The 24,983-nt window shown below is 46.5% G+C and carries 19 protein-coding genes and 3 pseudogenes; 13 read left to right on the forward strand and 9 right to left on the reverse strand.

The window, feature by feature from the left end:
* Positions 1 to 19: 19 nt before the first annotated feature.
* The 10 genes from GN241_07990 (at position 20) to GN241_08035 (ending at position 15,305) form a co-directional block, all read left to right on the forward strand.
* Positions 20 to 832: a transporter substrate-binding domain-containing protein gene (locus GN241_07990; GenBank protein XAT59220.1), complete on the forward strand. Its 813-nt coding sequence runs from the start codon at positions 20 to 22 to the stop codon at positions 830 to 832.
* Positions 832 to 1,665 (forward strand): ABC transporter permease subunit, encoded by an 834-nt coding sequence (locus GN241_07995; GenBank protein ID XAT57314.1) that lies wholly within the window; start codon positions 832 to 834, stop codon positions 1,663 to 1,665. Before GN241_07990 ends, GN241_07995 begins: the two co-directional genes overlap by 1 nt.
* A complete protein-coding gene (locus GN241_08000; protein ID XAT57315.1) occupies positions 1,665 to 2,396 on the forward strand; it encodes an ATP-binding cassette domain-containing protein in 732 nt (243 codons plus the stop codon). Before GN241_07995 ends, GN241_08000 begins: the two co-directional genes overlap by 1 nt.
* 373 nt (positions 2,397 to 2,769) lie before the next feature.
* A complete protein-coding gene (locus GN241_08005) occupies positions 2,770 to 8,127 on the forward strand; it encodes a filamentous hemagglutinin N-terminal domain-containing protein (protein ID XAT57316.1) in 5,358 nt (1,785 codons plus the stop codon).
* 64 nt (positions 8,128 to 8,191) lie between these two features.
* Positions 8,192 to 9,856: a hypothetical protein gene (locus GN241_08010; protein XAT57317.1), complete on the forward strand. Its 1,665-nt coding sequence runs from the start codon at positions 8,192 to 8,194 to the stop codon at positions 9,854 to 9,856.
* A 16-nt stretch (positions 9,857 to 9,872) separates the two neighbouring features.
* The gene (locus tag GN241_08015; protein XAT57318.1) at positions 9,873 to 10,427 is read left to right on the forward strand and encodes a hypothetical protein; all 555 of its coding nucleotides are present in this window, start codon (positions 9,873 to 9,875) and stop codon (positions 10,425 to 10,427) included.
* A 521-nt stretch (positions 10,428 to 10,948) separates the two neighbouring features.
* Positions 10,949 to 12,067, forward strand: a complete 1,119-nt coding sequence (locus tag GN241_08020) for an alpha-hydroxy-acid oxidizing protein (GenBank protein XAT59221.1) — start codon at positions 10,949 to 10,951, stop codon at positions 12,065 to 12,067.
* Positions 12,068 to 12,120: 53 nt separating this feature from the next.
* Entirely contained in the window at positions 12,121 to 13,839 is a 1,719-nt protein-coding gene (locus GN241_08025; GenBank protein ID XAT59222.1) for a thiamine pyrophosphate-binding protein, read from the forward strand.
* A complete protein-coding gene (locus tag GN241_08030; protein ID XAT57319.1) occupies positions 13,839 to 14,189 on the forward strand; it encodes a hypothetical protein in 351 nt (116 codons plus the stop codon). The genes GN241_08025 and GN241_08030 overlap by 1 nt, the downstream gene beginning before the upstream one ends.
* Positions 14,190 to 14,192: 3 nt before the next feature.
* Positions 14,193 to 15,305, forward strand: coding sequence for a dimethylsulfoniopropionate demethylase (locus GN241_08035; GenBank protein ID XAT57320.1), 1,113 nt, complete (start codon positions 14,193 to 14,195; stop codon positions 15,303 to 15,305).
* Here the strand turns inward: GN241_08035 and GN241_08040 are convergent.
* From GN241_08040 to GN241_08070, 7 genes and pseudogenes are all read right to left on the reverse strand, one after another.
* Entirely contained in the window at positions 15,302 to 16,201 is a 900-nt protein-coding gene (locus GN241_08040; GenBank protein ID XAT57321.1) for a LysR family transcriptional regulator, read from the reverse strand. The two genes, GN241_08035 and GN241_08040, sit on opposite strands and share 4 nt — an antisense overlap.
* Before the next feature lie 149 nt (positions 16,202 to 16,350).
* Positions 16,351 to 16,911, reverse strand: coding sequence for a tetratricopeptide repeat protein (locus GN241_08045; protein ID XAT57322.1), 561 nt, complete (start codon positions 16,909 to 16,911; stop codon positions 16,351 to 16,353).
* 52 nt (positions 16,912 to 16,963) lie between these two features.
* A complete protein-coding gene (locus GN241_08050) occupies positions 16,964 to 17,281 on the reverse strand; it encodes a hypothetical protein (protein XAT57323.1) in 318 nt (105 codons plus the stop codon).
* Between the two features lie 210 nt (positions 17,282 to 17,491).
* A pseudogene (locus GN241_08055) lies at positions 17,492 to 17,911 on the reverse strand (XRE family transcriptional regulator).
* Between the two features lie 259 nt (positions 17,912 to 18,170).
* On the reverse strand, positions 18,171 to 19,061 hold the full coding sequence (locus tag GN241_08060) for an EamA family transporter (protein ID XAT57324.1): 891 nt from the start codon (positions 19,059 to 19,061) through the stop codon (positions 18,171 to 18,173).
* A gap of 57 nt (positions 19,062 to 19,118) precedes the next feature.
* Complete coding sequence (locus GN241_08065; protein ID XAT57325.1) at positions 19,119 to 19,586, reverse strand: hypothetical protein; 468 nt, start codon at positions 19,584 to 19,586, stop codon at positions 19,119 to 19,121.
* Between the two features lie 104 nt (positions 19,587 to 19,690).
* Complete coding sequence (locus GN241_08070) at positions 19,691 to 20,164, reverse strand: hypothetical protein (protein ID XAT57326.1); 474 nt, start codon at positions 20,162 to 20,164, stop codon at positions 19,691 to 19,693.
* Between the two features lie 641 nt (positions 20,165 to 20,805).
* Between GN241_08070 and ehuD the strand changes: the two are divergent.
* The 3 genes and pseudogenes from ehuD (at position 20,806) to GN241_08085 (ending at position 22,418) form a co-directional block, all read left to right on the forward strand.
* A pseudogene (gene ehuD / locus GN241_08075) lies at positions 20,806 to 21,320 on the forward strand (ectoine/hydroxyectoine ABC transporter permease subunit EhuD).
* An 18-nt stretch (positions 21,321 to 21,338) separates the two neighbouring features.
* Positions 21,339 to 22,135: pseudogene (ehuA, locus tag GN241_08080) on the forward strand (ectoine/hydroxyectoine ABC transporter ATP-binding protein EhuA).
* Entirely contained in the window at positions 22,098 to 22,418 is a 321-nt protein-coding gene (locus GN241_08085; GenBank protein ID XAT57327.1) for a hypothetical protein, read from the forward strand. Before ehuA ends, GN241_08085 begins: the two are co-directional and overlap by 38 nt.
* A gap of 2 nt (positions 22,419 to 22,420) precedes the next feature.
* Here the strand turns inward: GN241_08085 and GN241_08090 are convergent, their stop codons facing one another.
* Both GN241_08090 and GN241_08095 read right to left on the reverse strand, forming a co-directional pair.
* Positions 22,421 to 23,047, reverse strand: coding sequence for a GIY-YIG nuclease family protein (locus tag GN241_08090; GenBank protein XAT57328.1), 627 nt, complete (start codon positions 23,045 to 23,047; stop codon positions 22,421 to 22,423).
* The gene (locus tag GN241_08095) at positions 23,044 to 24,981 is read right to left on the reverse strand and encodes a hypothetical protein (protein XAT57329.1); all 1,938 of its coding nucleotides are present in this window, start codon (positions 24,979 to 24,981) and stop codon (positions 23,044 to 23,046) included. The genes GN241_08090 and GN241_08095 overlap by 4 nt, the downstream gene beginning before the upstream one ends.
* Positions 24,982 to 24,983: the final 2 nt, after the last annotated feature.

Here is a 24,983-nt window from a genome sequence, read left to right on the forward strand (position 1 = left end):
AATAAGGATTAGTAAGATGATGAAACGTTTTGTATTTGCGCTGTTATCCAGCGCATTGGTCACCTCGGCTGCGCATGCGGGGGGGCATTGTGCCGCGGGAAAGACGCTGACGGATGGTAAGCTAACAATTGCCACTGGAAATCCAGCCTATTACCCTTGGGTGATGGATGACGCGCCCGAAAGCGGGAAAGGCTTTGAGGCTGCAGTTGCTTATGCGATGGCGTCAGAAATGGGGTTTTCCGCCGCAGATGTGGTCTGGGTGAGAACGTCATTTGACGAAGCGATTCAACCAGGGGCAAAAAACTTTGATTTGAATATGCAGCAATACTCAATCACGCCAGAACGTGAAATCGTTGTCGATTTTTCAGTTCCTTATTATTCGGCGCCGATGGCCGTCTTGGTTGGCAAAGGGGCCGTCGATACTGCGCCGACTATGGCGGATCTTAAGGGTTTGAAATGGGGCGCAGTCGGATCAACAACTGCGGTTTCTAAATTGGAAAACGTTGTAAAGCCGGAAAGTGCAATTTTGCTTTACGCGGATAATGCAGATGTCAATGCCGCGATAAGTGCCAACCAGATTGACGCCGCGCTTTTTGATTTGCCGACGGCGTTGTTTCTGAGTGCTGTGATGATTGAAGGCTCAAAAGTGATTGGTCAATTTTCGGCTGATGCAAGCGATAATCCTGATCAGTTCGGAATGTTAATGGAAGATGGAAACGCGTTAAAAGATTGTGTAGACCAAGCCCTTACAAAATTGGCTGCGACTGGAAGCTTGGCTGCGATTGAAGCTGAATGGTTGCAGGATACAACCGGCGTTCCGTTAATCAAATAATGAGCAGACGGCACGCTGTGAGCGCTACGCGTCGCGAGATTTATGAAGCTGAGCGGCGGCGAAGGTCCTTGGCGGTTGCAGCGGCCAGCACGGCAGTGGTTGTGCTGGCCTTAATCATGCTGGTTCCTTTGACGCCTGGATGGGAAAAAGTTCAGAAAAGTTTTTTCAACGGGGCGGTTTTGGCAAAGTCTTTTCCCAGGCTTTTGGATGCGTTCAAGGTTAACGTGATGATCTTTGCCTGGTCGGCGCCTTCGATAGCGGTTTTAGGGCTGTTGATCGCCTTGGCGCGGAATGTTCGCGCGCCAACGTTATTTCCGTTGCGGATTTTTGCAACGATTTACACGGATGTGTTTCGCGGTGTGCCGGTTATTTTGACTGTTTATTTGATTGGCTTTGGAATTCCGGGCTTGGGTCTGCCAAGGCCGTGGAATTCCCCTTATATTTGGGGCTCCGTTGCTTTGGTTCTGACCTATTCCGCTTATGTGGCCGAAATTTTCCGTTCGGGCATCGACAGCGTGCATCACAGCCAACGTTCGGCGGCCTTATCGCTTGGCCTATCGGAAGGCCAAGCCATGCGCGATGTGATACTGCCTCAAGCGGTTCGCAACGTTGTTCCAAGCCAGATGAACATGCTTATCGCTCTGCAAAAAGATGTTTCGCTGCTCAGCTTTATTGGCCCTGTTGAGATTTTTCGGCAGGCCGGTGTGTTCAAGTCGTTGCTTGCCAATTTCACACCTTATGTTGGGGCCGCGATCATATTTTTGGCCGTTACCATTCCCGCCACACGCTATGCGGATTATTTAATGGCAAAACAAACGCGCGAGAGACGCTGATGAGTAAGGTAAAACTGCGCAATGTGGTGAAGCGTTTTGGCGAAAACACGGTGTGCAATGGTGTCAGTTTGGATGTGCAGCAAGGTGAAATGGTGTGTCTTATCGGCGCGTCCGGCGCTGGAAAATCAACTTTGCTCAGATGTATTAATCTTTTAGATCCAATTGATGATGGTGAAATTTTTCTTGATGGTGATGATATTTCCCAGCCTGGCTTGGATCCACAAGCTATTCGCGGGCGCATCGGGATGGTATTTCAAAGCTTTAATTTATTTCCGCATATGACCGCGCTTGAAAATGCCATGTTGGCGCCGCGGCGGGTGCACAACCTCCCCCGCAATACGTTTAGGCCCCAAGTTGAATCTTTGTTCGAGCGTTTTAATCTCGCCGATCGCATGCATAATTATCCAGATCAACTTTCAGGCGGGCAACAGCAGCGCGTTGCGATTGTGCGGGCATTGGCGATGCGCCCCGAAGTGATGCTTTTTGATGAAATCACCTCTGCTTTAGACCCGCAATTGGTGGGAGAAGTCTTAGATGTTTTGCTGCAGCTCAAATCTGAGGGTATGACGATGATATTGGCCACGCATGAGATGGGTTTTGCAAGGCAGGCCGCCGATCAGGTCTGCTTTCTTAAGGATGGATCTATTTTAGAAGAAGGCTCGGCGCAAAGCCTGTTTGGCGCGCCGCAACACAGCGAAACGAAATTATTCCTAGAAAGAGCGCTAAAGTAAATCTGAAATGGGTTCCGGTCAAAAGCTTTGAGTGACAAACCCCAAAGGGTAACACGTATTGCGCATTTTTAATTTTTATAAAAGTAAATAAAAACAGCAACTAGTATGGCGTACTTTATCTATATTTATTGAAGGGTGAGCAGGGATTATTGATATACACAGCTTGAAAACAGCGTGGAGATCCATATTTTGATTGACTTCCAGTGCGATATTGTTTCTTTTTTTTGTATTAAAGAAAATTATTTGAACTGTTTGTTAAATTCTGACCCGCATGGTGTCATTGCCTAAGCTCTAAAGTTAAACCCGTCATGGGCGCGTAAAGACGCTGGAAAGACGTGTTTTTCGTTTAGAGAATCCTTATTTTGGGTGATCTATGCATATTGTTAAAGTACGTATTTTGAATATATTTCGGGCACTCTATCGCAGGCTATTTCATCCCAAAGCCAGAAAAATTTCATTTTTTTCTGCTGTTTGTATCGCTGTGTGCGCTCCTCTTTTTGCGGCAGATTTGCCGCATGGCGGATCTGTTGCGGGCGGTCAGGCGGTTATCACCCGGCAAACGCATAGCGTTGAGGTTTTTCAAAGCAGTGATCGCGTGTCTCTTTTGTGGGATGAGTTTTCGATTGGAGCTGATAAAACAGTCAATTTTGTTCAGCCCTCCTCCAGATCAATCGCTTTGAACACCGTGCCGAATGGAAATATATCGCATATACACGGCGCGCTGAAAGCAAATGGGCGGGTTTTTCTGATCAACCCATCTGGCATTGTGTTTGGCTCAGATGCCCAAGTGAATGTTGGAGGGTTGCTTGCTTCAACATTGCATCTTGGCTCGCAAGAGCGATTTTTTAGCGCAGATGAATCATTTTTATTCAAAGGTGAAAGTTCTGGCTCAATCATCAATAATGGCGATTTACGCGCCCTCAACACGAGTGGTGACGCGTCTGTAACCTTGATCGCGGCGCAGATAGAAAATTATGGTCGTATCAAAGCCAGGCATGTCGGGTTAGCGGCTGGATCGCAGGTCCGCCTTGATTTGGGAGCAGGGTTTTCCATTGCGGTCGAAAAAGCTGCCCTTGATGCCAAAATTGAGCAAGGTGGGGCGATACAGGCTGAAGGCGGCCGCCTCATATTGAACGCGCAAACCGCCAATGATTTGATGGCTACGGTCGTAAATCATGCGGGTATAAGCGAAGCAACCGCTCTGACCAAAGACGCAGCGGGCGATATCTATCTGGTCAGCAATGGTGGCGTGCGCATATCAGAGAATTCGCAACTTTCGGTTGCAGGCAAAAAACCCGGTCGCGTTACAATTAAAGCCGATCACCTGACGCAAGCTGGAAAAATTGACGCCTCGGCCAGTGGCGCGGCGCAAGCTGGCGGAGAAGTGCTGCTGGATGTGTCAAGAAGGTTTAATAATTCAGGTGTCATTACCGCCAATTCAGCAAGCGAGGATGGTGGATCCATTTCAATTTCTGCTGAAAATATTACCGAAACATCCAGCGCCTTATACCAGGCAGATGGGTTTTTATCGGGTGGCGATATCATTCTCACAGGCAGCACGGAAGTTTTTTCATCTGCCGATTTTACCGCAATTGGGCATCAGGAAAATGGCGGTCGCATTGATATTACGGCGCCCGATACGCGGTTTTTATCCAATTCAATCACCGCCTCTGGCGTAATATTGGGCGGTTTGGTGCGCTTAGGGGGCGCGTTCCAAGGTGGAAAAACCCCAGATACAGCCGAGCGTTTACGCCATAGTTTTGTAGATCTATGGGGCAGCTTGCCCGATCTTTCCTCAGCCCAATCGCTTTTTGTGAATGATGGCGTGTCGATTGATGTCTCTTCCGGGAAGGGCCGGGGTGGCACGGCGATCGCTTGGTCAGATCAACAAACCACTTTTTTGGGGAAGATCATGGCTAAAGGTCCGCTTTATGGCGGTTCGGTTGAAATTTCTTCGGCAAATAACTTGCGCTATATCGGCTTGAAATCCATCGAAACCGGCCCTGGTGGTCATTTATTGCTTGATCCTAAAAATATCACCTTGGGTGATGCGGCCGATGCCTCTGGATGGAACTATAATGGTATTATAGGCCTTGGATATACCGGCGGAAAGAACCTAGATACGTCTGGGTTTTTTTCAAATGGTGATAATGCAGGCAGGGCGGTTGCTTTGAACGCTGCTGGGAATCGTATGGCGATTGGAGCCCTATTTGCTGATGGATCTGAGAATGGTGGAAGTGTTTCAAATTCAGGCAAGGTGTTTTTATTTAGTTTTTCAGATAATACATTCTCCGGGGGGGCATTGAACGCCACCATTGGCCTGAACGAAAACTTCCCCGTAGAGGGGCTAAGTGTTAGTGATAATTTTGGGGCTTCTGTGGCCTTCAACGGCGCGGGAGATCGACTGGCTGTCGGCGCGATTGGCGATGACTTTGCTAATGTGGATGAGGATGAAACAGATGCCAAAGCGGGGGCTGTGTATCTTTTCAGTTTCACTGATACCGACGGCGCGATTTCAAATTTTGAAACCGAGGCTGTGATTGGAAAAGGTTATTCTGGTGGTAAATACTTTTCTGTCGATAGATTGCTGGGAGCGGTAGAAAATCCCGCCAGCGATCAGTTTGGCACATCGCTCGCGCTAAGCGATGACGCGACGCTTTTGGCGATAGGGGCTAGTGGGGATGATGGAGCGACTATTGGTGGCGTTGATGATCCTAATGCGACGAGAGGCACTGGCGCGGTTTACTTGTTCAAATTTGACGACGGTTCGTTTTCAGGTGCAAGTTTGGAAGGGATTATTGGCAAAAACTATGAAGATGCCGATAGCCCTCTTTCCAAAAGCTTTAATGTTTCATCGCTTGCAAAGCATGATGCATTTGGCAGGAGCCTGACATTGAATGGGGCGGGAAATCGATTGGCCGTCGGAGCTCACAATGCCGAGGCTGCGGATGGCACGCAGACTAGCAGCGGTGCCGTATTTCTTTTTAGCTTTAATGATAACGCGTTTTCTGGGGCAGCTTTAGAGGCCACGTTTGGAATAGGATATTCTGGGGGCAAAAATTTTGATGTGAGTGGGCTAGAAGCCGGAGACCGCTTCGGCACAGGCGTTGCCTTGAATACTGCCGGGGATCGCCTGGCGGTTGGGGCCGGTTTTGATGATGGCAGTGATAACTCTATCAGCGCTTCGGGTGCAGTATATGCTTTTGCTTTTAGCGATTCAGATTTTAATGGCGCGACGCAAATTGGAACGATTGGGGCAGGGTATTCGGGTGATAATGATGTGAATCTTTCCACATTATCTGACGAGGACGTTCGAGTTGCTACAAATGATCAATTTGGCATGTCGGTGGCGCTAAATGGTGCGGGAGATTACTTGGCGGTTGGGTCTAGTTTGAATGGCGGTGCGGAAAATACCTCCGCAAATTCGGGCGCGGTTTATTTGTTTCATTATGATGCGGCCTCTTTACCCGATGATGCAGGTGCGTTTGCGCAACAGCCCTCGGAGACCGTTACATTCGCTTCCTCAGCGATATCAGATCTTGTCACATCCGGCACAGATGTGACCTTGCAAGCTTCAAATGATATCACAGTGTCAAGCGCCCTCAGCGTTGCCGAGGGAGAGTCACGAGGGCGGCTGACGCTGCAGGCGGGGCGCAGCATTTTATTGAACGCAAATATGACCACCGGAAATGGTGATCTTACGCTGGTCGGGAATGACACGCTTGCGAATGGCGTTGTGGATGCGCATCGCGATGCGGGCATTGCGGAGATTTCAATGGCCGATGGCGTGAGTCTTGATGCCGGTACGGGGGCTGTCTCTATTACGCTTGGGAATGGCGCTGCAAAAACAAATTCTGAAAGCGGTAATATAAGTTTACGAACCATCTCAGCGGCTACAATTTCGGCCGTCAATCTTGGGGGCACTGATGGCAGTGGAATCGTTTTAAACTCCGGCGCGCTGACCGCATCCGGCAGCGGCGATGCGATCGTTTTATCCGGACAATCTTTTCAAAATGAGGCTGGCGACGCAGCCTTATCAGCAAATTCTGGCCGATGGCTGGTCTGGTCGGCAAACGAAGATCCGTTTAATATTTCAACGGGGGATACCCGCGGCGGCCTTGCATATGGTTTCAAGCAATATAATGCGATCTATGGCACCACGAGCGTGGAGGGGTCTGAAAATGGGTTTCTTTACACGCTAGCACCGACCCTCAGTTCATCCCTTATCGGCAGCGCCTCTAAAACATATGATGGGTCGAGCAACATCACCACGCTCACCGAGGCAAATTATGGATCCATCACGGGGGCGGTTGATGGCGATACTGTAACCTTGAGCAAACCCACCACGGGTAATTTGGCCTCAAAGAACGTGGGCGAAAATATAAATGTTTCACTCACGCGTGCAAAAGGCAGTTGGAGCAATAATAGCGCCGAAGTGTATGGCTATCAGATTGCTGAATCCTCAGGGCTTATTGCCACGATCACGGCGAAAGCGCTGAGCGTTTCTGGTCTGAGCACGGCGAATAAGATCTATGATGGCACGGTTTCTGCGGAGCTTGTCGGCACAGCCGCGCTATTGGCGCTGAGCGCTGTGGGTGCGGGCAGTAGCGATGATGGCAAAGCCTATGAAGGCGATGATATTGGCGTTTCTCAAAGCTCGGCCAGTGCGGCGTTTGGGGATAAAAATGTTGGCAGCGGGAAAACGGTAAGCTTTTTGGGTTTAAGCCTGAGCGGGACTAATGCGAGCAATTATAGCCTATCCGAGCATGACGATGCCACGGCCACGATCACGGCGAAAGCGCTGAGCGTTTCTGCTCCGGGCATTTCGGATAGGATCTATGATGGCACGAAGAGCGCGGGCTCTGTCACGCCGGGGGATTTATCGGGCTTTGTGGGAAATGAGACGGTTACAGCCACGGCTAGCGCTTTTGAGCTGGGCAGCAAGGATATTGGCGATTATAAAACGACGGTGCGCTACACGCTTGTCGATGGTGCGAATGGGGGTCTGGCGGGCAATTACACGCTGGCCAATACGGCGGATGTTGAGGCCAGGATCACGGTGAAAGCGCTGAGCATTACGGGGGTGAGACCACCGTCGTTTGTATATTCTAAAGATTCTAGCTTCAGTCTAGAAGGCAATCCTAGAATTGCTCCTTATGAAAAAGATAATGTTAGCCTTGCAGGGACTGCTATAGGTTACGTTTTGATGGCAGACGTTGCGCGCGATGTTCCAGTAACTATCGCTGGGCTCACCCTAATCGGAGCTGATCGAAGAAACTATAGTTTGCTTTTTCCGTCTGGTTTCACTGTAGACGTTGTGAAGCAAACATATGGAAATACCGATGGCTTGAGCGATCAGGAAACCAATTTAAATAACGCGTTAGGGAATATTCCGAGTTTTCTAAACAAACCCGCAACCTTATCGGGCAGCTTCCAAGAAAACACATATATTGATAAACGTAATTCAAACGCTTTGGCTTTTTCAAGTCAAGATTCCGATGGTTTTTCATTGGAAAACCCTAAAAGTTTGCGGTTTGATACGGATATCAAGCTGAAAATCGTATTGAAAAGCGTTGGGGGCCAGACAAAAGACTTAAATTCTTTGTACGACTCATATGACAAAAACGTAGAGGTTGATGAATTAGAAAAACTTTACCTTGTGCCAGCGAATAATTCAGGTTGTCGGGCTGGGCGTCAATTAACGGCGTCTGTCTGCCTTATAGAGAGATAATTTTAGGCTGGTTAGCACTTAAATAAATTTATTACTTAACTAATTTTACTCGAAAATATTTAATATGAACATAAAAAAACTCGCTCAGGTCATTTTACTTAAATCACAGTTCCCTGTGGTTTTGCCTTTGTTTTTTATAAGCGCTCTTCTTTGGTTTGTCTCTAACCTTTATGGGCTAGCAGAAACAATTGACACAGGGGGAGCTTTAAAAAACAACTTTAAACCGCCTGCTAAAACCCTAAACTTAAAAAATACATTGCCAATTTTTGAGGCGCCGCCGATAGAACGGTTTGATCCACAAGAGGCTGGCGCAAAGGTTTTTATAAATAATATAAAATTTTTAAATAACACGGTTTTTACGCGCAGAGATATTTTAGCCGTCATTGGTGGAATGCCTTCTCGGTCGTTTTCCCTTATGGAACTTTTCAAACTTGCTGATAAAATTTCACGCCATTACCGTGATCAGGGTTATTTCCTTGCACGCGCTATCATTCCTAATCAAAAAATTGAAAATAATACTGTTTCTATCGTAATTTTAGAGGGTCAATACGGTAAAATTTATAGTGAGGGGGATGCGGCGTATGGGCCACAAGTAACGGCCTATCTAAATGACTTAAAAACAGATGCTGTTATTCGTTCGGATCCATTAATCAGAAAAATTGGTATAATCTCTCAATTACCGGGATTTGAGACAGAGTATACATTATCTCCAGGCGCAAAAATCGGTCAAAGTGATTTGCGTGTAAGAATTGAACCGACCCCTCATGCGTTTGGCACTTTAAACTTAGCAAATGATGGAAGTCGGTTTTTTGGGAAAAACCGTGGCCGTGTTGACATTACGCTTATACCAGAAGTGATTTTTGGTGACCAAATTAATATGACGTTTATGAAGACGAGTGAAACTTTTTATTTGGGCCGTATCGGCTATGCGCGCCCCATTGGGTATAGCGGTGGGCGCGTCAAAGCGGAAATATCAAGAAGTACATATGATTTATCGGATCAGTTTGATCCGCTAGAGGGGCATTCAACCGGATATCTAGCTGAGTTTTCTTATCCACTCCTGATAAGAAATAAAAAAGAAACAGATGGGTTTGTAAGAGTTCAAAAGGATGAAATAGTGGAGATGTTGGCCGGCGCAAAATTTGAAAAACGTGCCAATGAGAAACTCGAATTTGGGATAAGTTTCGAGCGAAAGCAATCACAGCTAACGGCCACGCGACGCTTTGGAGAGATAACGGTTGCTGCGACAAATGTGAGCTCCGATAGAGCTGGTGCCGTGCAAGGTCGGGCTGTTATCTTATCTGGAAATATTGAACAGCATCAACGGATCGCGCGTTCAGCCGTTTTGAAAAGCAGGCTGGTTTTTCAAGCCGCAAGTCGCCAAAATTTAAATTCGCTGGAAGGTTTTTCTTTAGGGGGGGCCTATGGCATTCGCGCTTATCCGGTGGGAGAGGCAAGCGGAAGTAACGGTTTTTTGGGTCAGTTTGAACTTCATGAACCTTTAAATTCGGTCTCAGCTGCGTATCTATTTCTTGATTTTGGGCAAGTGGCTGAGAATGCTGGTGAAAACACGCGCCGTCTCGCCGGTGCCGGGCTTGGAGTGCAATTTTCAAACAAACGTTTGAGTTTAGATTTAAGCTTGGCCCAACGTCTAAGTATGGCAGCCTCCTCGGTGGATCCTTCGAACCGTGATCCGCAATTTTGGACTTCCGTAAACATAAATTTTTAATAAAGGTGATTTGAAAATGTCTAACATTCGATGCAGTTTTATTTTTTCGGTTTTGTTATGTTGTTTTTGGATAAGTGTGTTCGGGCTTAGCCCGGCTTCTGTTGCTTCGCAAGAACCCGAAGGAGAGGTGAATGATATCTCTATAACGCGCACACAGCATGATTTTTGGGAAAGTATTTGCACGCTTGAGCAGAAAATTGAGACTTGCATATTACGACAAACCCTGCGCGAAAATAGTGGAGAAAAACGCCCCTTTTCGATGATTACAATTGCGTTGAAAAAGGAACAAATGATGTTTGAGGTGCTGCTTCCGCTTCAAATAGATCTGGCATTTGGCTTAGAGATGTGGTCGGAATATATTGATCCAAAAACCTACCCTTTTGTCACCTGTGTTTCTCAGGGGTGTTTGGTCTCTTTCGAGTTGGATGAACCACTTATTGAGAGCATGAAGAAAAACCGTGATTTTTCTTTGCGGTTTAGAATGCTAAATGCTGAAGAGGCAATCTTGGCAAAGGTAAGTCTCAAAGGGTTTTCACGGGGGATAGCAAAACTTAACCCGATAAAGTCATGAGCCGGAAGCCGAGCTTGAATTACTGCCTCCGATCAAAGATAACAGGGCTATAAATAAAAAACTGCCTGTCAATTTAGAGGCGGGTCCTAAATTCGATATTGCATTTTCTAAGTTTGTTTTGCCATTTTGCGTCGCTGGTACCATTTGTGCGCTTGCGGCAGTGGCGCAACAAAGTGCGATGCATGTGATCGTTATGAATTTATTCATCGAATTTTCTTTTAACTAAAACTTCAACTGTGATAATCATTAACAGATTTATTTAAGTTTTCCATCTAAATTGCCGGTACGTGTCATTTGCCCCCGTACGAGTTGGCAGACAGAAAATATCAACCGTCAGAATTTGAAATGAGTTTGTTCCCTCGATAACGAATATTTGCCTCGATAAATGCATACGAAAAATGAATGAATTGTAAAATAAAAGCGAATTGTTTTTACCTATCAGCTTTAGTATTCCCCTTCACATAGGCGTTGGGGGATATGTGTCTTATAAAAGGTCAATCAAATCGGGCGAGCCCTGCGTTATTGACGCAGCTCATGCGCGCTTTCTGGCCAAAAAGCGGCTTCCCAAACTTATTTTTGACTTTATTGATGGGGCGGCAGGGCGCGAAATTGGCAAGGCACGCAATGAACAGGCATTTGATGATATTCAACTGCAATCACGTGTTTTACGCCAGGTTGACCCCAGAAACCTAACCACAAAATTTATCGATCAATCGTTTCAGCTGCCCTTTGGAATCGCGCCGATGGGAATGTGTAATCTCTCGCATCCCAAGGCGGACCAAATAATGGGGCAAGTTGCGAAAACTGCGCAGATTCCGGTGGCATTGTCATCTGCAGCGTCAAGTCGCCTTGAGGATATGGGCAAATGGGCCGGTACTTATGCATGGTTTCAGCTTTATGTAACACCGCCGCTCGATCATACGCTTTCTTTGGTGCGAAGGGCCCAAAATGCTGGATATTCAACCTTGGTATTCACGGTGGATGTTCCTCAAGTGAGCCGGCGTTTGCGCGATGTTGCAAATGGGTTTAAAATGCCCTTTCGGATGAGGTCAAAACAATTTTTTGACTTCGCAACCCATCCAAGGTGGAGCCTCGCAACTTTGGCAAACGGCGTGCCCAAACCCCTGAACTTTCCGGATAATGGGGATGGTTTTGATCGAGATGCAAGCCGCGCTTTAGCGGATTGGGAATTTTTGAAACGATTGCGTGAATTGTGGCCGGGCAAGCTGGTGGTCAAAGGAATTACCTCGGTGCCCGACGCGTTGCAGGTGCATGAGTGCGGCGCAGATGCGATTTATATTTCCACACATGGGGGGCGGCAGTTGGACAGCGCGCCGCCGTCAATTGCAGTGTTACCATTGATCCGGCAAGCGCTTGGTCCGGATTATCCGTTGCTTTTTGATAGCGGCGTTCGCAATGGCGAAGATATCGTGAAGGCCTTGGTTTGTGGCGCTAATATGGTGATGTTGGGCCGTCCGGTGCTTTACGCGTTGGCGGCTGATGGTGCGCGGGGACTGGACGCGTTGTTCAGCGGTTTGGCTTATGATGTTTCTGCTGCGATGGCACAATTGGGTGCGCGTAACATATCCGATTTGACGCCTGCGATGATCGTAAAAAATAATCATGCCCTGCTAGATTAGGTGGGTTTAATGGGTAAGAAGGTGAAGATCCTGTGAATGAGAAGAGCAAAGAGATAAAACTGCGTGGTGGCGAGATTCTCGCACGTGCACTCAAAGAAAAAGGAGCTGAGCATGTGTTTACGCTTGCTGGTGGCTTTTGTAACCCTGCGCTCGAAGGGTTTATGAAATGCCAAATGCCTGTGATCAACTGCCCCCATGAGCAGGTTGCCGGACATTTGGCTGATGGTCATACGCGTATCACGCGCAAACCGGCTGTGTGTTTGGTTGGCCCGGAAGGTTTCGCAAATGCGGTGCCGGCTATGTTGGAGGCGGGCGGTGAGCGAGCGCCGGTGATATTTGTGACCGGGTCATCGACGCTGAAGCGCCAAGGTGCAGGCGGGTTTAAAGAAATTGATGATGTCGCCATCGCGGCCCCATTGGTGAAATATTCGGTGCAAATTACCGATGGTGAGCGGATCAGCGAATTTATCGATCGGGCTTGGACAGCGGCAACCACGGGTTATCCAGGGCCTGTGCATATCAGCCTGCCGGTTGATTTAATGTTTGCGAGTTTTCCAGCGGATGCAGGTCGTCATGAGCGCCCGTTTGATCGCAGTGACAGGCCTTTGCCAAAAGCTTGGCCAGAACCTGCGGCAATGGAAGATGTGATAAACCGTCTGCATAAGGCCAAGCGCCCTGTTATCATCGCAGGGCACGGTGTGTGGTGGTCACACGCGGAAAAAAAGCTTGAAGACGCGTCGAAAGCGTTGAAAATTCCTGTATTCAACGTTCCCTATCATCAGAAACTACTGGGTGAAGAATGTGAAACCTATATGGGTTTGGCGGATTTTCATCAATATCACCCCTCTAAAGAGGCGTTGCACGACGCGGATATAATATTGATGATTGGAGGGCGGCTCGATAATCAAATGAATTTCGGAAATCCGCCTTTTATCAAAGCGGAAACGCATTTGATCTGTATCAATGGCAGCCATGAAGAACTGAATTACAATCGCGCCGCAGATCGGGTGATACTCAGCGATCCCGCTGCATTTTTGGATCTTTTGACAGGCGTGAAAGTCAATTTTGCGCCTTGGCTTGAGTTGCAGCAAGCGCGCCGCGCCAAATGGGTTGAGGAATGGTACGCGCATTTGGATGCAGAAAATGCACTCGATCACGCGCAAAGGCGTAAAATGCACCCGCTGCAATTGTCATTGGATGTGCAAAGCCAGTTACAGGATCAGGATTGGTTGGTTTTTGACGGCGGCAACACGCATTTCTGGTCGGAAATTGCCGTGAATATGGCCGGATGGCGTGGTCAAAAACTTGGTGGCATTTTGCACCCGGGGAATTACAGTTTGCTGGGTGTTGGGGTTAGCTTTGCCTTATCGGCAAAAGCGGCGCATCCGGAGCGCAATGTTGTGTTAATTTCGGGGGATGGTGCCTTTTTGTCGGGTGGCTTATCCATCGAAGCGGCGTTTCAGGAAAAACTGCCGATCACCGTAGTAATAGATAATAATGGCGGATTGGATTGTATCAGCCAGCAGCAAGAGCGTTTATTTGCGAACGGTTCCCATTTTGCCACAGATTTTCGCGATATTCCGTTTCACAGCCTTTTTGAAGGTATGGGGGGATATGGGGAATTGGTCGAGGATCGTGCCGCTTTGGGCCCCGCTTTGGCACGGGCGATGGCCAGCGGCAAAACCGCGTGCGTTAACGTGAAATGTCGCGGTGTTATAAGCCCAATCGTAGCGGCCACCTCCGATAAACGTGATAAGGCATCGATTGAATAATGGCCGTTTTAACATCTCACACGCTGAACGGAGTCGATGGCACGCATGCCGGGTTTATTCCCGTCCGCCTGATCAATCTAAGCAATCAAAATTGTTTATTCGACACTCAGATGGATGCTGGCGGGCGGCTTAAAGAAACCTTGGATGCGCGGCTTTTGAGTGCCGAGGCGCGCTATGAACTGGTCTTTGAAACCAAAGATTACTGGCAAAACCAAGATCTCATTCGCGCAAAACTGCAGATTATGGATGAAATCATCTTTCGTTTTTCGATGCCTGATCGGGAAGGCCATTACCACATTCCGATTATTATCAATCCGAATTCTTACTCTGTTTGGTGGTCAGGAGATTAACCAATGGCTGATGGCTTAAATATGTCGCGGCGCATTCGTCGCACACCGTATACGGATCGTGTCGAGGCGCTGGGGGTTCGGGGGTTTTCCGTGGTCAACCATATGCTCTTGCCCAAAGCCTTCGAAACCAGCGTCGAAGAAGATTATTGGCATTTGCGCACCTATGTGCAGCTTTGGGATGTGTCTTGCCAAAGGCAGGTTGAAATATCGGGCCCAGATGCAGGCAATTTGGTGCAATTGATGACCCCGCGCAACATCAGTAAGGCAAAGGTAGGGCAATGCCTATATGTGCCGATCATTGATGACCAGGCTGGGCTGATAAATGACCCGGTTCTTTTAAAGTTGGCCGAAGATAGGTTTTGGTTGTCAATCGCCGATAGCGATTTGCTGCTTTATGCGAAAGGGCTGGCCTTGGGCCGCAGGCTAAATGTAAATATTCATGAGCCTGATGTTTTTCCTTTGTCCGTGCAGGGGCCGCAGGCTGAGGCATTGCTGGCCGAGGTTTTCGGGCCTCATATACGCGATATTGGATTTTTCAAATTTGGGTGGATTGAGGTTGAGGGAACCCAGCAGCTTATCGCCCGATCCGGGTATTCGCGCCAAGGCGGGTTTGAGATTTATGTGCAGGGGGCGGCGCAGGGCCCTGGTTTATGGGATTTGCTCTGGAAGGCAGGGCAAGCGTATAACATCCGCCCCGGGTGCCCCAATCTGATCGAACGGATCGAGGGCGGCCTCTTTTCATATGGCAATGAGATGACCCTTCAAAACAATCCATTTGAAATTGGACTGGGTAAATTTTGTGATGTGAGCGGTTCTATTGATTACATCGGCCGGGATGCGGTGTGCGCGATCGCTGCTCAAGGCCCTCAGCGGTTGATCCATGCGGTTGAATTTGAAGGTCCCCCCGTGCCAACCTGTGCGATCCCATGGCCTGTGATTTGTGAGGGACAAAAAATTGGTGAAATCACATCGGGAATATATTCGCCGCGTTTAGAAAACAATATAGGTTTATCTCTTATCGAGAAAGGCTATTGGCGCGCAGGCTTAAACGTCGAGGTGCGGGTGGAAGATCAAGCTCAGCGTGCGGGGTGGATAAGAGATTTGCCGGTATCTTAAGGTCTAATTCTGTCAAAGCGCTTGGCAATAATGCCCGCTAATTCTTGCCCGTGTCGTGACAATGTGCCAGCATTATGCGTGACAACAGCCAGATGATATTCAAGATTTTGGACCAATGGCAGGCTGGTGACACCGCCTGTCCCAACGGCGACGCCGGCGGATAAAACGTCAACGATCGCCAGCGTGCCGGTTTCTTTTGCCAAGGCCGCAGCCATCGGCATATTGGCCGCCGATAAACGCGAGCGTTGCTTTAGATGGGCGATGGTTGCCGCATCCAGACCGGCTATCTGTTCGGGGAAAATGCCACCAAAAGTAATAAAGGTTTCCGTCTGCGCTAGGTCGTTCAAATTCACTTCAGTTTGAGAACTTGCCAAAGCGTGTTCTTCGGGAACCAAGCAAACATAGGGCAGGGTGGTTTGATACAGGATTTCAACGCCATTATAGGGTGGTTGCCGGCTGATCACGCCCAGATCCAATTGCTGCAATTGAATAGCTTCGATAATGGCAGGTGTGTTGCGCAGGTAAATCTGTAATTTAACGTCAGGTCTGGCTTGATATAGGGTGTTAATGGCACTTGGAATTTCAATCGTTGCCAGCAACGGGATGACCCCCAAAGCTAGGGTGCCGCTGGAACTGCTTTCCAGCGTTTTGGCCAAATCATCCAGCCGGTCAAGGCCCATAAACGTGGCGTCAACGCCCTTATAAAATTTTTGTCCCTCTGTCGTTGGCCTGATGCCACGCCCCAATTTGATAAAAAGGGCAAAGCCTATCTGGGCTTCAAGATCCTTGATCAGACGGCTTACCGTGGGTTGCGAAAGATTCAACGACGCCGCCGCACGCGTGATTGAGCCGGAACGCATTGTGGCTCGGAAGGCTTCTAATTGTCGAAAATTCATGACCCACCATTTGTTTCAAGATCGGGTGGGGGTATCTATAAATCGTTTTGGGAAAAAGAACAGCAGGCATGTGTTAAAGGCCCCGCTGGCCCATAAGGGTGTGGTCCGGCCTTGCTTTACGCCAGATCTGTTTTCTGGTTTAAAAACTTTTAAAGTTCCATTTCACCCAGTTTCCGTTTCAGCGCGGGAAGATAGGTTTTGGCATCGGGGCTATGGGGATACACGCCCAAAAGGCTTTCATATGCGTTAACGGCCTTTCGCCATTCACCCAATTTCATATTTATTAAACCCAAGCCTGATAAGGCTCCAAAATGGCGTGGTTGCCGGATCAAAACTTCATAAATATCGGCTTCGGAGCCTGCGTAATCGCCCTTGATAAAACGTAACGTGGCGCGTTTGTTCCACGCTTCGGTAAAATCAGGGTTTAGAAAAATCAACCGGCCAAACAGCACATCTGCATCATCGATACGGCCTTGGTTCATCGCAATGATTCCACGTTGCATCAGGCTTCCCTCAGCATTCGAGCTATGCGCGCTGGTCCATTCACTCCAAAGTTTTGCAATGATCGGCTGCGCCTCTTGTTCGGAGGCGCTGAGCGCCAACTGATCCAACAGGTCTTCTGAATCTGCTAGGCTAAGACTGGCCGTGAAAATGAAAAGCGTCGCAAATGCAATCCAGTGCTTTAAAATATGTTTCCACCACATGTTCATTGAACGGAGATAGATTATATTGGCGTTTCGTCAAATTATATAGTTCGATTTTTTAAGCGGCCTCTGTGATTTTTGAAGATAGTGTTTCTTCAAGGCGTTGGCTGTCCAAGCGTACGGTCTCGAGGCGCTTATCAATCGCCGCATTAGCTCTATTTGCATCGGCCTGACGCTTTTCAAGCGCGCGCGTCTCTTCAAGCATAGAGCGTGCAGCGGCGCTTATCTTAACCACGACAGAGCGGTTATCTGCATTTTTGCTTGGTTCAGATTTTGTTTTTTCGCTTGCCGCAGGGGTAGGTATTTTTTCTGATTGCTTCGGCGCGTATTGCTGCGCGAGAAACGCATTCAGCCCGATATTGTTTACCTCTGACATGTCTATCCTCCTATTCTTAGAGGTAGGGTTTGCAATTACCGCGCCAAAAACAGCGGTTTTGAAAATTCACTCTTAAGAATTTCATGAGGTCTGCGTGATGCAAAGAAGGGTTTGGAGCCATAGTTCGTGTTCCTGGTTTGGCCCTATGTAGGATCCCGATAGCCGATAGAGTGTTGTTCGGATGTCCAGCATGGGTATTAGACATTAAGCTTATCTTTGGCGGCGCATCCGCCTCTCGATTTGCCTTATCTCCCAAGTGTCTCCAAAGAGGTTAAAGATTTGGAAGACACCCAGGCCATGGCAGAGGAGGCTAATGCCCCAGCCAAACGCGGCCCAAAAAGAAATATTCTAAAGACAAAGACAGGTTTATGATCGAAAGGGTAGTGAACACAACGGCAACGACAAAGAGGTGCATGCAGAATGCCTTGAGCCACTTACATATACCATGGCTTCTTTTTCTTTGGCTAAGAGCCTAGGAAATTCGGGCTCTTCTACAGTTGGCATTTCCTGTTATGTCCAGAGATTTTCAAAATCGGTTTCGCGAACAGAGGCTATGCACTTCAACGCCTCTGGGCTGGCATGCGCACCGCGCTCAATCCGCTGTAAAGTGCGGATGCTGATGCCGGCCATATGCGCGAGCTGTGCATGTGTGAGCCCCTTTTCCAGACGTAGTTTTCTTATAATTAAGAGTGCATAGCTTCTGTTCTGGCACTCAATCTGAGGCCTCGTTGGGAAGGACCCTTTATGGGTGTATTTGTATTTGCTTTAAACAGAAAATCTTTTTGGATACGCAACTCAAAAGTCAAACTTCGACAAACAAGCTGCCAAAGCTATTGAAAAAGGCATAGGATTTTGTTGAACAAATTTTATCTCAATATAAATTTTAGGTCTAACGTTTTGCGAGGGCACTTTCCCGCCATACAATTAACAACCCCCCAAGAATTATGAGTGCTGCGCCTGGGAATAATGTGTTCCAAGGTGTTTCGTCGAAAAATGCCCATCCAAATAAAAAAGCGATAGGAATTCCAAAATAACTGAATGGCGCCAAATTGCTTTGTTCTGTCATTCGGTAACTGGTCACCAATAAAAGAACTGCAGATCCGCCAAACCCTCCCATAAGCACTAACCAGAGAACCTCTTCAAAAGAAGTAAACACAGTAAATCCTCCAATGAATAACGTTATGATGGCAGCGCAAACTGTTGAAATAAAAGAAGAGTACAGATTTAACAAAGCACTAGGCACCTCATCATCAAATAATTTAGCCGTGATCGTCAGCAGCGCATAGAATGCCGCTGCGGCTAAAGGTAAGATTGAGGAAAATGAGAACGCATCACTGCCAGGTTGCAATATAAAAACAACACCAACAAATCCGACGATCACCGCCCCCCAGCGCATCCAACCTACGCGTTCTCCTAAAATTGGGATCGCAAACGCAGTTGTAAAAAGCGCCCCGGCATATGTAATTGTAGACGCGGTTGCAAATGCCATCAGGCCGAGTGCCATGTAAAAACAAAGCTGAGCTAGCGTGGCAATAACGCCCCTAAATAGACCTAGTTTCCATTGCCTTATTTTAAAAACTTGCCCTGCTTGGCGCCAAACCCTCGACGAATAAAGTACTAAAAAAGCTGGAATAAGTCCGAATAGGTTTCTCCAAGTCGAAAGCTCGGCAGCAGAAAACTTTGAAGAAAGCAGCTTTATTATTAAACCCATTGCATCGAACAATGCCAATGCAAGTAAGCTTAATATTATAGCAAGTCCGGTTCGATTGAGAGAACGCATGATAGATAGTTAAACCTTATTTAGGGGAACCGGCGCGGCATTCATTTTAAGACTAAGTTAAATCGGATTCAAAATCATATATTCATAGTTCAGAATTGTAGCGAAGGAGACCCAAGCCCAATAGGGCAAAAAAAGATATCCAGCTTTCCGATCAATTGAGAAGCTAACAGAGCTATACGCTCCAATGACCACCCAAAGCACAGCAATAAGAGCCAGAGCGCCGGGTAAATCAAATGCGCCAAAGAAGACAGGTGTCCAAAGTGTATTTAAACACATTTGTAAACTCCATAAAGCTAATGCAACGCCTTTTAAATTATGAGGATCTGCATAAATCACGCGATAGGCGCTTGTTGCAATAAACAGATATAAGACTGTCCAAACGGGGCCAAAAAGCCATGGAGGCGGCGCTATATCCGGCGCAATCCAATTGTTAGCATTCAAATTACCCACAAACCAAATAGCGCCCGAAGCTGCCACAATCGTGCTCGCGTATAATAAAAGCCAAACCGCTACTTTTAGTTTCAATTAAAGCCCCTAACCTTTAAAAAAGAAGCGCTCGTACAAGCTTGAACACGGTCTTCTGAGGAAGACGATGTCGAGAGCCAGAATGATTTTACATAGCCGCAAACCTAATTGGTGAGCATTTTTTCTAAAGCACTTCGCAGTTCATATTCTTCATGGCAAGGAAGCCAGCATATTTTTTCTAATTTTGCTAAATTTTTCTGAGCATTTTCGATATCACCAAGTTGAATAAATAGCTCGCCTTGATATTCCAGCGCGCCAATATGTTTGGGGTCAATCGTCAATGCAGTATTATAATAGCTGGCAGCTGCTACCAAGTCGCCAGATTTACGAGCGGTAAAACCTAAAAGGTTCTGACGATCTGCCTCGTCTGTTTGAGGCGAGAGGTTTTTCAGTTCTGCATGGGCTTCAGCAAATTTTTCTAGTTTGATCAGCGCATTGATCTTGGAAAAACGGTCTGTTTCTGCGCTTGATGGGCCATAGCGATCAGAGCTGGAAGATGTGTCGCTAGAACTGCCCGCCGCAAACGTAAAGGTGCCAATCAAGCATGCACCAAAAAATATCACGCAGGCCTTTTTCATTATGTGCGTCCCTGTTTTGTAGAGCTGTCTTTTTTGTTTTTACAGCCATATGCGATAAGTGTAAGGGAAGCTGTTCCAATTAAAGCTCCGGTCAATACTAGGTTAGTTACTAAGATCTTTTTTGCCAAAAACATGAATTGTTCCCTTATTAATTTATGCTGCATCCTGGTCAGCGGTGGCCCACACCGCGTCAATGAAAAAGGCCACTCACGCAAACACTAGAGGTCATAAGGCTTATCAGACATGATGGGGAAGGTACGATTGCAAACAAGATTTAGATCAATTTTGTATCCGCACAATCAGATAGAAAAAATTTTCATCGACTTAAATGTCTTGTTAGTCTGCTTCGCGCGCGATCGAAATTATTGAAAATCACAGGAAGGTGTTGAGCATGATGTTCGGCCGATTGGCCAACCTTGCAAGTTATTTTCACCTTCCAGAAAACCAATCGCAAAAGTTACAACCAAGCCTAAGATGATTAACGCAGACAATGTGTTGTTCATCAAATAGAAGCCCGCTTACGAGAGAAATTTAATGACACCCCAGCCACTCCTTAATTGTTTTTTTGAAGCGGCTAGCTTTGTAAAAGAACATTACTTCAGACCAATCTAAAAAAGCCAAGTAGGTCCAGAATACTGAATATGATCACAAGAGAAATCGTCGAGTTTATTCGCTCGACGCCGCTTTTGATACAATTGTTTTTCGTTTATTTCGTGCTGCCTCAATTTGGAATAACCCTATCGGCTTGGGTCTGCGGCATGCTCACCATTGGTCTGCATTTTGGAACGTATCTCTGCGAGGTTTACCGGGGGGCTTTAGAAGCCGTTCCCAAAGCTCAGTGGGAAGCTTGCCGAGCGTTAAATTTTTCTAATGCCTATGCCTATAGAAGAATTATACTGCCACAAGCATTTCCAATCGCTATTCCTGGCATGGGGAACTATCTCGTGGGTATTTTTAAAGATACGCCCTTGCTGTCAACCATCGGAGTGGCCGAGCTGTTTCACGCGGCAACGGCCGTTGGCGGTTATAATTTAGATAATTAGAGCCCTATACGATGGTTGGAGTGATCTTTTTGACCTTATCAATCCCGGCCGCAATGTGGGTGCGACGGCTTGAGAAGCGCGTGAACAAAGCTCAAGGCAAAACGACTCGGTAGAAATAGAAAAGTTGAGACATGGCAGAAAAAGATGATTGTATCGTTAAGTTTGATCAGGTGACAAAAAGGTATGGTGACCTAGTTGTCCTCGATAAACTGAACTTAGAGTTTAAAAAAATGAAATGATATCAATCATTGGTCCGTCTGGTTCAGGGAAAACAACCGTGCTCCGAGTGCTGATGACGTTGGAGAAAATCGATGGTGGTATAATTCATTTTGATGGCAAGCCGCTCACCCATATGGCTTCCAACGGCTCGATCATTGAAGCGGATGAAAAGCATCTTAGGCAACGTCGCTCTAAAATCGGAATGGTATTTCAACAGTTTAATTTGTTTCCGCATATGACGGCGCTGCAAAATTGCATCGAAGCGCCGATGCAGGTCCTTGGTATGAATAAAGAGGCTGCCGAAGAACGGGCGCTTGAATTGCTCGAACTGGTGGGCTTGAGCAGTAAAAAAGATCAGCACCCTAGCCGATTATCTGGCGGCCAACAGCAACGGGTGGCGATAGCAAGAGCGCTTGCGATGCGTCCAAAGCTCATGCTTTTGGATGAAATCACGTCTGCTTTGGATCCTGAAGTTGTGGGGGAGGTTTTGAATGTTATCAGGTCACTGAATAAGGAATATGATCTGCCAATGATCATGGTAACGCATCAAATGGGGTTTGCCAGAGAAATATCGGATCGCGTTTGTTTTTTCACGGAAGGAAAGATTTTAGAACAGGGTCCCCCAAAAGAGCTATTGGACAATCGGGAGCGAAAATTATACACCTCAAGAAATGGCCACTCGTGCGATGTATTTGATCCATCCAGATGAATTTCTGCTATGGTATTTCCGACGGTTTGCGTCCTATCGGCATATTCAGCCGAATAATGTTCATGATTGGTTGGCTGATAAGAAACTTATCACCCAAAACATTGATGGATTAGACGGGAAGGCGGGCAATGCTGATTATATTCCGATCCATGGTCGGTTGGATAAGGTAACGGTGTTGCATGCGCAAGGCGATGAGGTAGAGCTAGTTGATGCGCCTTGGGAAAAGGTTGTTGCAATCTGTTCTAACCTTGAAAACGATGCCGAGGTTAAAGCCGCGTTATGATCCTAACTTTCCTGACTCACTCCGTTTTCAAGACGTAGACGTCTTTCAGATAATGTCTCATTCTCGAACACCCAGTAACGAGGTCCGGTAACAGATGATGAATTCCATCCATGATCCCGATTGAGCAAGATCAACGAGGACTGTGTCAGTGATGTAACCTCACCCTCGAACTCAACATTTCTGTCATCGACCACTTTAACTGTCACAGTTTCATCTCTGACAAAGTGAAGTATTGAACCAACAGGAATTCCGACAGACGAAAAAGTGAAATTCGACCTTCTTCCTCGTTCTTTATTCAGTGACTGTTGTTCTTCTTGGTCTTCAACAAAATCGCTGTTTGGAGTGATATTCTGGATTTCAACTAACTTAAGTATCGATAGAACTCGTTCAGGATTGATCCTAAAGAACTCTCTCTTTGGATTGACCCTGTGATCACCAAACCCATCATGAAGATGTTTTTCCACCTTCGATGAATCTGAAACCACACAAGCGTAGTAGACCTCAAATGGGACAGGTACACCCGAATGCGATGATAGTGATCTTACTCGTTCTTCAAGATTTGTCGTTTTCCCTATTTTTACAAGATCAGGGATAACGGGGTTTGTGAGGATATAGACTATCTCGGTCAAGGTTGAACCCTCTGAGTTTGATAATCCTTATACATCATTTGGAAGATGAGGTTCTTCATCGATGGGTTATCATCCATTTTCTTGTAGAAATCGAACCTCTCATTGATGTAATCGATCATCATTCCTTCAAATTGTTGTTTGAAGAAGTTACGTTTGTTGTCTTCGGTATTATTACCATTCATGTATTTTTCGACTTCTGGATCTTCGATCAATCTCTTACTCAACCTTGAAAGATCCAACCGATCTTCCTCGGTCAAATTTACCCCGTAGGTGTTGTTCACCTGATTGATGATTTCCGATAAGAAATCGTATTCTGGTTCCTGAACACCGGTGGAATCAAAATCTGGTGGATTCAAGATTGTGTCCTCTCGAACAAGATCTTCAACGTGTTCATGGATCTTTTGGATTCTTAAGGAATCCAAATCAATCGTGTCTGATAGATCAAATCTGTCCGTCTGACGTTTTGGTAACTTCTTATTGAGATACTTAAGAAAGACGAAGGTCTTCTCTAGTTCAATATCACTGAAGTTGATGATTTGAGAAAGATACCCATACATTCTGATGTATGACTGAATTTTGGATCTGAAATCTTCTTTGATCTCGTCTTCGTCAATCGAGTTAAACTTATCGACAACATGATCCAATATTGGATGAAGATTTCCTTCATCTCGTTTAGGGTCATAGAAAACTTCACAGAACCGATTAACATCCTCATTAGTGTAAAGATGGAAATCATAGACCTCACGTTGTAGGTCATAGAGACGGTTCGGATCGGTTTCACCTTCAAGGATTGTTGATTGATAGAACCGTTGAAAAGACTCACGGATATCTTCCGGTTCATTCACAAAATCCAAAACAAAGGTCTGTGTTTTTCCTGATGTCGTTCTGTTCAACCGTGAAAGTGTCTGAACACATTGAACACCTCCAAGTTTTTTATCGACATACATTGATTGAACGAGAGGTTCGTCGAAACCAGTTTGGAACTTATTTGCTACGACTAATAATCGATACTTCGGATTCTTCAGACCAAGGGGGACATCACCTTCATGACCAATAGTTTGGTTACACCCTGGTTCTGAGAATTTTTCACCATCAATCGATACTTCACCTGAAAATCCAACCAAACATCTATAAGAAAGACCTCTCTCCTCCAGTTGTTTGTTGATCTCATTGAAATACCAAACACAATGTTTCCGAGACTGTGTGACGATCATCCCCCTTGATCGACCTTGTATCTCTTTTGAACCTTTTTCGATCCAGTGATCCAACATAATTTGGACCTTATTTCGGATCGTCATCTCATGTGAGTCAACATACCGAACAAGTTCTCTCTTACCTTTACCGGTAGGGACTTCGATATCCCCATCCTTGGTTTGTTTTACTTTGAAGTATCGTTTGTATGTTGTGTAGTTCTGGAGAACATCGAGTGTGAAACCCTCATGTATCGATTGATACATTGAGTAGATATGGAAGGGAACAAAGGTTCCCTCGGTGGTTTTCGTTCCAAACAACTCAAGGGTCTTTTCCTTTGGTGTTCCTGTGAAACCAAAGAATGAAATGTGATCTTGTTTCCCTCGACTTTGGATTTCTTGTCTCAACATCTCCTCGTAATCAAAATCATCATCGTCATCCGACTTTGACAGTGATTTTTTGAGTTCTTTGGACAACTCTCCAGATTGACTGGAATGAACTTCATCAATGATCACACCAAAGGTCCGATTACCCAATGATGAAATTGTTTCAGAGATGAATGGGAATTTTTGGATTGTCGTGATTACGATATCCTTACCTTGTTCTAAGAACTTCTTAAGTTCTTGAGAACCATGTTCAACACCATTCACAACACCATCGATCTTTTCGAGTGACCGAATAGTATTTCGAAGTTGATCATCCAAAACTGTTCTATCGGTTACAACGATGATTGTGTCGAACATCC

This window comes from Rhodobacteraceae bacterium IMCC1335 (assembly GCA_039640495.1).
Classification (GTDB): domain Bacteria; phylum Pseudomonadota; class Alphaproteobacteria; order Rhodobacterales; family Rhodobacteraceae; genus Thalassovivens.

What these genes read in the sequence shown, in the direction of transcription:
- GN241_07990 (XAT59220.1), top strand. Translation starts at nt 20, where the DNA reads ATGAAACGTTTTGTATTTGCGCTGTTATCCAGCGCATTGGTCACCTCG.
- GN241_07995 (XAT57314.1), top strand. Translation starts at nt 832, where the DNA reads ATGAGCAGACGGCACGCTGTGAGCGCTACGCGTCGCGAGATTTATGAA.
- GN241_08000 (XAT57315.1), top strand. Translation starts at nt 1,665, where the DNA reads ATGAGTAAGGTAAAACTGCGCAATGTGGTGAAGCGTTTTGGCGAAAAC.
- GN241_08005 (XAT57316.1), top strand. Translation starts at nt 2,770, where the DNA reads ATGCATATTGTTAAAGTACGTATTTTGAATATATTTCGGGCACTCTAT.
- GN241_08010 (XAT57317.1), top strand. Translation starts at nt 8,192, where the DNA reads ATGAACATAAAAAAACTCGCTCAGGTCATTTTACTTAAATCACAGTTC.
- GN241_08015 (XAT57318.1), top strand. Translation starts at nt 9,873, where the DNA reads ATGTCTAACATTCGATGCAGTTTTATTTTTTCGGTTTTGTTATGTTGT.
- GN241_08030 (XAT57319.1), top strand. Translation starts at nt 13,839, where the DNA reads ATGGCCGTTTTAACATCTCACACGCTGAACGGAGTCGATGGCACGCAT.
- GN241_08035 (XAT57320.1), top strand. Translation starts at nt 14,193, where the DNA reads ATGGCTGATGGCTTAAATATGTCGCGGCGCATTCGTCGCACACCGTAT.
- GN241_08040 (XAT57321.1), bottom strand. Translation starts at nt 16,201, where the DNA reads ATGAATTTTCGACAATTAGAAGCCTTCCGAGCCACAATGCGTTCCGGC.
- GN241_08045 (XAT57322.1), bottom strand. Translation starts at nt 16,911, where the DNA reads ATGAACATGTGGTGGAAACATATTTTAAAGCACTGGATTGCATTTGCG.
- GN241_08050 (XAT57323.1), bottom strand. Translation starts at nt 17,281, where the DNA reads ATGTCAGAGGTAAACAATATCGGGCTGAATGCGTTTCTCGCGCAGCAA.
- GN241_08060 (XAT57324.1), bottom strand. Translation starts at nt 19,061, where the DNA reads ATGCGTTCTCTCAATCGAACCGGACTTGCTATAATATTAAGCTTACTT.
- GN241_08070 (XAT57326.1), bottom strand. Translation starts at nt 20,164, where the DNA reads ATGAAAAAGGCCTGCGTGATATTTTTTGGTGCATGCTTGATTGGCACC.
- GN241_08085 (XAT57327.1), top strand. Translation starts at nt 22,098, where the DNA reads ATGGCCACTCGTGCGATGTATTTGATCCATCCAGATGAATTTCTGCTA.
- GN241_08095 (XAT57329.1), bottom strand. Translation starts at nt 24,981, where the DNA reads ATGTTCGACACAATCATCGTTGTAACCGATAGAACAGTTTTGGATGAT.